Here is an 8,371-nt window from a genome sequence, read left to right on the forward strand (position 1 = left end):
CGCCCGAGCAGCCCATCGAGGGGCTGTCCGGCGGCAATGCGGTCGGCGCCGAAGATGGCGCGGGCAAGCTCGGTGCGGCCGGAGCCGACGAGGCCGGCGACACCGAGGATCTCGCCCGCCTTGAGATCGAGGTCGACGCCTTCGAGCACGATCGCGTGCGGCGCCTGCGGATCGCGCACGGTGCGCAGGCCGCGCACCGAGAGCCTGACGTCGCCGGCGACGTCGCGCAGTGTCGGCCTGGCATAAAGCTCGGATGCGGCGCGGCCGACCATCTTCTCGATGATTTTCGGCAGCTTGATTGGCCCGCCCTCGCGATCGAGATGGCCGGCCAACCTGCCGTCGCGCAGCACTGTCATGCGATCGCAGATGGCAGAGGCCTCTTCCAGCCGGTGGGTGACGAACATGATGGCGACGCCGTCCTTGCGCAGCCGGCCCATGATCGACATCAGTTTCTGCACTTCGGTTTCGGTCAGCGCCGAGGTCGGCTCGTCCATGATGATGAGGCGGCTCTTCAGCGACAGCGCCCGGGCGATCTCGACCAGCTGCTGCTCGGCCACCGACAGTGCCGACACCGGCGTCGCCGGGTCGAGATCCAGACCGACGCGGGCGATGATGCCGCGGGAGGCTTCCTCCATCTTCCGCCAGCTCACCAGTCCGAGGGGCCCGAGCGGCGCGCGCCCGATGAAGATGTTCTCCGCCACCGTCAGCGTCGGGATCAGGCTCAGTTCCTGGTAGATGGTGACGATGCCGAGGCGCTTGGCGTCCTGCGGATTGTGCGGAGCGAATTCGACGCCGTCGAAGACGATGCGGCCGCTGGTGGGCGGCATCACGCCGGACAGGATCTTGAGCAGCGTCGACTTGCCGGCGCCGTTCTCGCCGAGCAGGCCGAGGATTTCGCCGGGCCGAACTTCGAGCGAGACATCGCTGAGCGCGGTCACGCCGGCAAAGCGCTTGGTCACGCCCTCGACGGCGAGGAGGGCCGGGGATAGCAACGGCGCTGCGGCTTCTGCTGGAGACAAGCGATCCTCCTTGAATTCCGATTCCCACGCAGGCTGGCGGGACAGCGCCCCCCTCTGTCCTGCCGGACATCTCCCCCACGAGGGGGGAGATTGGATGTCGCCTTGGCTTTCGCCAATCTCCTGCGTTGCAAAAAAGGCGCTATCGGCGAAGCTGCCGATCTCCCCCCAAGTGGGGGAGATGCCCGGCAGGGCAGAGGGGGGCGCGACAGAACGCTACTTTTGCTGCTGTGCGCCCCTTTTGTGCTCCTACTTCGTCTCGCCAAGCCTTTCAGCCTTATCGAGATTGTCCTTGCCGATGACGATCGGCGTCAGCAGCACGAGCTTTTCCTTGGGCTCGGTCTTGTCCTTGGCATAGGCGACGGCGATCTGCACCGCGGTGCGCGACTGCTCGCCGGGGAACTGTTCGACCGTGCCGGCCAGCTTGCCGTCGCGCACGGCGACCAGCGCTTCGGGAAGCGCATCGAAGCCATAGATCTTCACGTCGGTGAAGTTGCGCGCCGCGCAGGCTTCAACCGCGCCAAGCGCCATGTCGTCGTTGGCGCAGATGATCGCGTCGGGCTTGCCGTTGGCGGCAAGGCCGGCTTCGGTGACGGAGAGCGCCTCGGCGCGGGCGAAGTTCGCGGTCTGCTCGAAGATGATCTGGTATTTGTCCTTCAGCGGATCGAGAACATTGTGCACGCCCTTGTTGCGGTCGATCGCGGGCCCAGCACCTGGCTGGCCCTGCAGATGGAAGATTTTGGCGCCGTTCGGGAACGCCGCCACCATGGCCTGCGCCTCGGCCTCGCCGCCCTTGACATTGTCGGCGCCGACATGGGCGAGGATGCCTTCGACGCCGTCGACGCGGCGATCGATGGTGACGACGGGAATGCCGGCCTGCACCGCCTGCTCGATGGCCGGCGCCAGCGCGTTGACGTCGAGCGGCGAGATGACGATGGCGTCGACCTTCTGCACAAGCGCCGCCTCGATATCGGCAGTCTGCTTGGGTGCCGAATTCTGGCCATCGCTCTCGGTCAGATTGACGCCTTGCGCCTGCGCCTCCGCCTTGATCTGGTTCAGCATGTGAACGAAGAACGGAAAGCCGAGGCTGGGCACCGAACCCAGGATGGTCAGCTTGTCCTGGGCGAATGCCGGTTGCGGAGCGGCCAGCGCCAATGTGCTCATCGCCACGGACGACAGCAGGAATTCACGTCTGTTCATCAATTTAGTCTCCTCCACATGAGCGCACGACCCCGAAAACCGGAATGGGTCTCCGGCAGGTTCATGCGTCGATCTAGAAATGGAGTGTCCTTTGAGCGCCCAAGGGGACGCAACGGCGCTCCAGCCGGTCCACCGCGACGTTCTCCTCCGCTCGGTGCCTGCGGGCGGATGCTAGCCAAGGCCGGAGGTTTGCGCAAGAACGGGCGGATTCGACTCGGGGCCGCGTCATGTGCCCAGCGCCGCCGGTGCTGCTCATGATGTTGTCGGCATTTGCGCGTCATCCCATCCAGCCAACTCGAGACCGGACCGTATCCGCTCCCGATCTTCCGAGCGCATCATGTGAAGGTCCGCCATGATTGCCTGTTCGGTCAGGCCGGGATTTAGGCGGCGGCCTTCCCTGGTGCAGGCCCTTGCCTTGTCGATATTGCCGTCAAGCGCGTGACAGGCAGCCAGCCGCGCCCATTGCCAGGCACTCTTTCGCGGAAGGCAGGAAAAAGACGCCGCCGCTTCCGGGTAGCGACCAAGGACAAGCAGGGCCTCACCCCGGTCGTAATAATACCAGGCGGGATGCATCGGATTGAGTTGGATCGCCTGGTCCAGCAGCATCAGGCCGGTCTCGCCATGACCGCGTATGACCTCGAAAAAGCCCGTCTGGGCCAACGTGTCGGCGTCGTAGGGATTAAGATCCAATGCGCGCGCGAAATGGCGTGCGGCGGCGTCGAATTCGGCCAGGTAGATAAGGATCAAGGCCAGGATGCGGTGGCAACGGGCCTCGTCCGGGCTGAGTGCCGTGGCGTGCAGGGCACGGTCCCGCGCCTGATCAAGCAAGGCGCGAGGCGCGCCGCCATAGCCGCCTATGATCATGTCCGCTAAGGCGAGATAGGCGTGAGCGAGCCCCGAATCCGGATCGCGTTCGAGCGCCTTCAGCAAATGTTCGCGGGCCTGCTGGTTGACGCCCTCGCCATAGCTGCGCAGAAGCGCCATGCCGCGCAAGATGTGGACATAGGCTTCGACGTTGGCGGCGGGCGCCGGGGATGTGCGCCGCATGGCAGCGCTCTCGATGTTGGCGACCAGCGCGGTCGCAATCCGTTGCGCCACTGTTCTCTGAAAAGCGAAAATCTCGCTCGTCCTGAATGAAAACGTCTGCGCCCATATGCGCCGGCCGGACGCTGTCTCTGACAGGACGACGTGCGTGCTGTAGCCGCCGTCGGCGCTCTCGACGCTGCCTTCCGCAACATAGTCGGCGCCGAGGCGCTCGGCGGTCGCCCAGATGTCCTGGTCGGAATGTTCGGCAAGCGCGAAGGCCGAATGGCGTGCCAACACCGCGATGGTCTTGAAGTAGGAAAGCGCGTTGATGATCTCCTCGACCGCGCCGTCGAAGAGCGGCTTTGCCGTCGCATCGTCAATGTTGACGCGAAACGGCAGGATGGCGACCATCGGCTCGGGCGCTCGTTCAATCTGAACCGCAGCGGTGGCCGGCGGCAGCGAAGCGGACAGACCGTCGTCGGCAGCTCGGAACATGTAGCCGCGCCGAGGCACAGTGCGAACCAGCGACTGCGTCTCGTCGCCTATGCATTTGCGCACATCGCGAATGCATTGCGTGAGCGAATCTTCTGTCACGATGGTGCTGGGCCAGACCGCCTGTAACAGTTCGTCCTTGCTCAGCACTCGGCCGGGATTACGCACCAGGAAGGCCAGCAGATCGAAGGTCTTTGGCCGCACCGGCACGATCTCGCCGTCACGCCGCAATGTGCCGCGGTCGAGATCGAGAACCGAGCTGCCGACCTGGTGTGCCAAGCTCCTGCACCACCGCTGCGCCTGATTGCGCAGCGATCATCGGAGCCGCATAAGCCTGTAAAGGTCAAGCCCGAAAGATGCCGGAAAGGCGCTGCCACAGGCGCGGCCTCGTTTCTGCAGGAATTGTTTTGGCAGGGATCATGGCTGTCTCACTCGGCGTCAGCAGGTCGAGATAGTGCAGCATCTGAGCCGTTTCGCCGCCATAGAATTCAACGTTGCCCGTCGACAGGATCCGGTGCACCGCTTCCCGCGCCAGAGCCGACGGGAGGAATGGTTCTTCAACCTTCGCATGCATGTTCGATCTCCAGGATTGGTGCCGGCAAGGGCGTGCCGGATTGCAGTGATCCGAGGTAGGCGGCGACCTTGCCCTGCAGCCGCCATAGCGTGGCGTCGCGGATGTTGCGGGCTTCGAGCTGAACGACGGTGCGGCGCAGATAGTCGGCGCAGCTTCCGATGTGGCCGGCGGCGAGCGACAGGATTTCCACCGTGGTCTGCTCGTTAAGGCCTGCGGCATAGGCGGGGCCATTCCGGTCGGCGACGAAGGCGATGGCCCGCAAATTCCCAGCCGTGCCTCGAACCGAGACCCAGCGCGGAATGTTGGTCGGCGGGTTGGCGCTCATCTCCCGGCGCAGCAGCCGGTCGATTGCCGCGTCGATATCAAGGTCGGGGAGACGGTAGACGACACCGCGGCAGCTGCCGCCACGGTCGAGCGCAAGCATCAGCCCGGGCCGCTCGCGCGTGCCGCGCCAGCGGGTCAGCCATAGCGAAAATCGCCGATGCCAGCCATGCACGGTCGCCGGTCGCTCCTCGACGAATTCGAAGCATGGGTTCCACAGCAGCGAGCCATAGGCGAACACCCAAACGTCGCGCGGGCGTCCCGCAAGCAGCTGCGTGCGAATGTCGGCATAGTCGCGATCCTCCAGATTGCGCAGTCCGGGCGCCGAGCCGGCGTCTTCGATCTTGCGATCGATCCTGGCGAGGAGGTCTTCTGTCAGGGCAATTGTCATGGCCGCTTATCGGGTTTGTCTCCCGAGAGAGCATCGCCGCGACATGGCATCCGCGTCCTGAACGGATGCTGATATTGTGCTGAAATCGAATGGAGCGCAGCGGCTGGTCGGAGCGGCGTGCGAGAAGCTTTCGGCTTCGAAGCGCGACATCACAATCGGCCAGATGCGGTGTTTAGGGTTCTCCATTTGTAGTATCCTGCGTCGGCAGCAGTTGAACCCGTCTCTCCGTCCGGTGGCAGGAAATTTGCCATGAACCGCATCGCGACGTCTTCGCCGGCTCTATCCGACCGCGAGCGCGCGGTCGCGGAGAAGTTTGCCGCCGGCCTGACCTATCGCGAGATCGGCGAGGCGCTGTTCATCGCCCCCTCGACCGTCCGCACCCATCTCGCCTCGATCTATGAAAAACTTGGCGTCCGCAACAAAGTCGCTCTCGCATCGTATTTTGCCGGCGCCACCAGCGCGCAGCCGGCTCCGTCCTTGTCCGACGCCTCGCCGGTGCTCGCCATATTCCCGATCGAATGTCTGAATTCCGAAGAGCGCTGGCAGCGCTTTGCCGACGGTCTGTCGTCGGACATCACCATCGACCTGGCGCGATACGCGGGCTTGCCGGTCATCGCTTTCCACACGATGAAATCGCTGGGCAGCAAGCCGGCCGACTTCGCGGCGGACGGCAAGGCGCTGGGCGCCACCTATCTCGTGTCGGGCCAGTTGCGCGCCGAAGAGCGGCGGGTTCGGTTGACGATAGAGCTTGCCGATGCGGAGAACGGCGTCAGCCTTTGGAGCGAGCGCTACGACCGTCCGGTCGAGGACGTTTTCAAACTGCAGGACAGCCTGACGGAAGGCGTCATCAATGTCCTTGCTGGCTGTTTTGGGGCGATCGCCACGGTGGGCCGCAATGCGGTCCGCCGCAAGCCGCCGGCCAGCCTGCGGGCCTACGACTTTTATCTGCTTGGCGTCGAACAGCACAACATGTTCAGCCGCGCCGGCAATGTCGAGGCAATCCGCCTGCTTTCACGAGCGCTGGAGCTTGACCCAACTCTGGTCAGGGCCTGGACCGAGCTTGCCTATGCCTATTCCATCGAGGCCTGCAACGGCTTTGGCGACGATGTGCCGGGCTCAATCGAGAACTGGCGGGCGGCGGTCGAAAACGCCTTGCGGCTCGACCCGACGGACAGCGCCGCCCACACCTGCCTTGGCGATCTCAAGGGATGTCTCGGCGACTTTGAGGGGGCAGAGCGCGCGTATCAGCGTGGCTTCGAATACGGCTCCAATCATGCCGACACGCTGGCGCTGCTGGCCGGCAGCAAGGCGCTTGTCGCCGGCGATCCGGCCGAGGCGATCCCGCTCATCGAGCGCGCCATGCGCCTCAATCCACTGGCCCCGCCCTGGTATTTCGGCATGCAAGGCCGCATCCTGTTCGTCGCCGGCAGGCATCGCGAAGCCATCGCAGCGCTCCGCAGGAGTTCGCCGGATTCTCCGAACGTGCTGATGTTTTTGGCGCTGGCGCATGCAGCCGTGAGCGAGACCGGCGAGGCGGCCAGGATTGCAGCCCGCTTGAAAGCTGAATTCCCGGACTTTTCGGTCGAACGCTTCGTCGCAGCCTATCCCGTGACAAACCCGCATGCCGTGCAAGCCATACGCGACGCCGCAAAGCTGGCAAGGCTCGGTTGAGGCCTTGCCGAGGAGTCCGCGACTACGCATTGCCCCGATAATCTCTCAGTCTGCCACCGCCGGCTTGCCGATTTGGATTTTCGATGCGGGCGTCAAACTGCATCTCGGCGGTTTCCGGCGTGCGAAGCCAGCGCGCGCTCGGCTCGCCCGTCCTGGAGCAGCAGCAGGTCGGCCTTTGCCCATAGCAGGTAGCAGACGAGCAATGTCAGCGGCGCAGCAACGAGCGTCGACGAAGCGCCCGACCACACCGGCGGCAAGGCACCGCCGATCCCCGCCGCCGCCGCTACCATCGCCGGAAGGCGGCTGGCCAGCACGGCGCTGCGGAACGGGTCGGGCCAGGTGGCTTGCCAGCCGGGCAACGGCCTGCCGGCCGCGAAAGCGCTGCCAAACTTGCCGAGTGCATGCAGCAGGCCCGAGGTCGCCGCAAGCACAGGCTCACCGAACAGGAACAGGGCGATGCCAAGCCCAATCGCCCCGACCCCCGACAGTATGTCGCCAAGGCGGTTCAGGGACGCGTCGGGGCTCGGCTTTCTAGCCCAGGCGCGGCAGTAGATTTCGCCGCTGTAGAAGAAGACCAGCGTGGCCAGTGTCAGTGCCATGGCGGCGATGCTGCCGGCGAAATAATCGAGGAGCGCGGCAGAACCACTCAGGCCGGGACCTCGCGGCACGGCGACGATCTGGACCGTGACACCCGTCACCAGCCCGAGCGCATTGCCGAGATTGTAATATCCGCCGGGACCGACCATGCGCGAGCGGATTGCAGCGGTAAACCGCGACAGCGCCCGCACCACCCGATACCAATCGGGGATAGCGCTTTTCGGCCGCAGCCTCGGTAACGGTTTTTCGTCGAGCATCGACGGTTCGAAGGACTGGACATCGGCCAGCGCCGAGGCGTTGCGCCGGCCGGCTGGCGTGCCGTCCAAATGGTACAGCGCGTGATCCAGGCGGAGTGGCGCATGGTCGTCTTCGAGCCCCATCAAATCCCACTCATGAGTTACGACGTCCCAGTGGGTAGTGGATGGTTTGCTGCCCGGGTGTGTACCCGGCGCGTTTGCCTGAGGTGTCGCCCGGCTGTCTGGCGGCAGCATCGGGAAGGTTTATGGACGCTCGTTGACAGCCCACGGCGCTGAGCGGATCGAAATATATCCGGCACGGTCTTCTGCTCAACATTGCCGAAAGCTTGCGCCGCAAAGGGCGGATCGCTGGTTGCTAGCGGGCGGCGAGCTTATCCAACCGTTTGCAATACGGGCGGGCGCCGACGGGGACGATCTCATAGCCGGCGTCGTTCAACTGGAGCTTCATCTCCTCGAAATGCCGCTTTGAGCCGCTGACGATCGATTCAGGCGTGTAGTCCCAGCCGTTGCGGGCGGCATTGGCCAGGATGTCGGCATAGAGGCGCATGCTCGTGATTTTCACATCCGATTCCAGCACCTGCCTGCATCCTCTTGCGAACGACGGCGACTGGGCGGCGGAAAGACTCAAGATCGTGCATGCCAGCACTATGGAAACAGGACGCATGGAAACCTCCCCTGATTGCAGCTTGTTGCTGCAAGCGATCGTGCAATTTGTGCGCCTGCGGCGGGATCGGGCAGATGCAGTATTCGACCTCCTGCATTTGTAGTATTCTGTCCTGGGGCGGTTTCCATCATGACGGTCAATGACGCTTCGAAAGCGCAGACG

The 8,371-nt window shown here is 64.4% G+C and carries 9 protein-coding genes; 2 read left to right on the top strand and 7 right to left on the bottom strand.

The genetic code is table 11. The annotated features are described in order from the left end of the window. The 5 genes from EOB36_RS31920 to EOB36_RS31945 form a co-directional block, all read right to left on the bottom strand. Positions 1-1,019 (bottom strand): sugar ABC transporter ATP-binding protein (locus tag EOB36_RS31920; RefSeq protein ID WP_164897677.1); only part of this gene is annotated, 1,019 nt, incomplete at its 3' end. 246 nt (positions 1,020-1,265) lie between these two features. Beyond that, the gene (locus EOB36_RS31930) at positions 1,266-2,216 is read right to left on the bottom strand and encodes a substrate-binding domain-containing protein (protein ID WP_126105695.1); all 951 of its coding nucleotides are present in this window, start codon (positions 2,214-2,216) and stop codon (positions 1,266-1,268) included. A gap of 252 nt (positions 2,217-2,468) precedes the next feature. Beyond that, positions 2,469-4,013: a winged helix-turn-helix domain-containing protein gene (locus EOB36_RS31935; protein ID WP_164897678.1), complete on the bottom strand. Its 1,545-nt coding sequence runs from the start codon at positions 4,011-4,013 to the stop codon at positions 2,469-2,471. 64 nt (positions 4,014-4,077) lie between these two features. Then, positions 4,078-4,308, bottom strand: coding sequence for a hypothetical protein (locus EOB36_RS31940; protein ID WP_128286461.1), 231 nt, complete (start codon positions 4,306-4,308; stop codon positions 4,078-4,080). Then, the gene (locus EOB36_RS31945) at positions 4,292-5,020 is read right to left on the bottom strand and encodes a gamma-glutamylcyclotransferase (protein WP_128286462.1); all 729 of its coding nucleotides are present in this window, start codon (positions 5,018-5,020) and stop codon (positions 4,292-4,294) included. Before EOB36_RS31945 ends, EOB36_RS31940 begins: the two co-directional genes overlap by 17 nt. Positions 5,021-5,269: 249 nt before the next feature. Here EOB36_RS31945 and EOB36_RS31950 point away from each other — a divergent pair, with 249 nt between their 5' ends. Continuing rightward, positions 5,270-6,691: a LuxR C-terminal-related transcriptional regulator gene (locus tag EOB36_RS31950; RefSeq protein ID WP_127293634.1), complete on the top strand. Its 1,422-nt coding sequence runs from the start codon at positions 5,270-5,272 to the stop codon at positions 6,689-6,691. A gap of 92 nt (positions 6,692-6,783) precedes the next feature. Here the strand turns inward: EOB36_RS31950 and EOB36_RS31955 are convergent, their stop codons facing one another. Then, positions 6,784-7,668 carry a hypothetical protein gene (locus EOB36_RS31955; protein WP_206637231.1) on the bottom strand — a complete coding sequence of 295 codons (885 nt, stop codon included), beginning with the start codon at positions 7,666-7,668 and terminating at the stop codon, positions 6,784-6,786. Positions 7,669-7,900: 232 nt separating this feature from the next. Continuing rightward, positions 7,901-8,107: a hypothetical protein gene (locus EOB36_RS31960; RefSeq protein WP_128243074.1), complete on the bottom strand. Its 207-nt coding sequence runs from the start codon at positions 8,105-8,107 to the stop codon at positions 7,901-7,903. Here EOB36_RS31960 and EOB36_RS31965 point away from each other — a divergent pair. Next, positions 8,097-8,312: a hypothetical protein gene (locus EOB36_RS31965; protein ID WP_128243073.1), complete on the top strand. Its 216-nt coding sequence runs from the start codon at positions 8,097-8,099 to the stop codon at positions 8,310-8,312. The two genes, EOB36_RS31960 and EOB36_RS31965, sit on opposite strands and share 11 nt — an antisense overlap. Positions 8,313-8,371 lie beyond the last annotated feature (59 nt).

This window comes from Mesorhizobium sp. M6A.T.Cr.TU.017.01.1.1 (assembly GCF_004023115.1).
In the GTDB taxonomy this organism is placed as follows: domain Bacteria; phylum Pseudomonadota; class Alphaproteobacteria; order Rhizobiales; family Rhizobiaceae; genus Mesorhizobium; species Mesorhizobium mediterraneum.

Excerpts from the sequence above, each read along its gene's own strand:
- EOB36_RS31940 (WP_128286461.1), bottom strand. The coding sequence starts at position 4,308 with ATGCATGCGAAGGTTGAAGAACCATTCCTCCCGTCGGCTCTGGCGCGG.
- EOB36_RS31950 (WP_127293634.1), top strand. The coding sequence starts at position 5,270 with ATGAACCGCATCGCGACGTCTTCGCCGGCTCTATCCGACCGCGAGCGC.
- EOB36_RS31955 (WP_206637231.1), bottom strand. The coding sequence starts at position 7,668 with ATGGGGCTCGAAGACGACCATGCGCCACTCCGCCTGGATCACGCGCTG.
- EOB36_RS31945 (WP_128286462.1), bottom strand. The coding sequence starts at position 5,020 with ATGACAATTGCCCTGACAGAAGACCTCCTCGCCAGGATCGATCGCAAG.
- EOB36_RS31930 (WP_126105695.1), bottom strand. The coding sequence starts at position 2,216 with ATGAACAGACGTGAATTCCTGCTGTCGTCCGTGGCGATGAGCACATTG.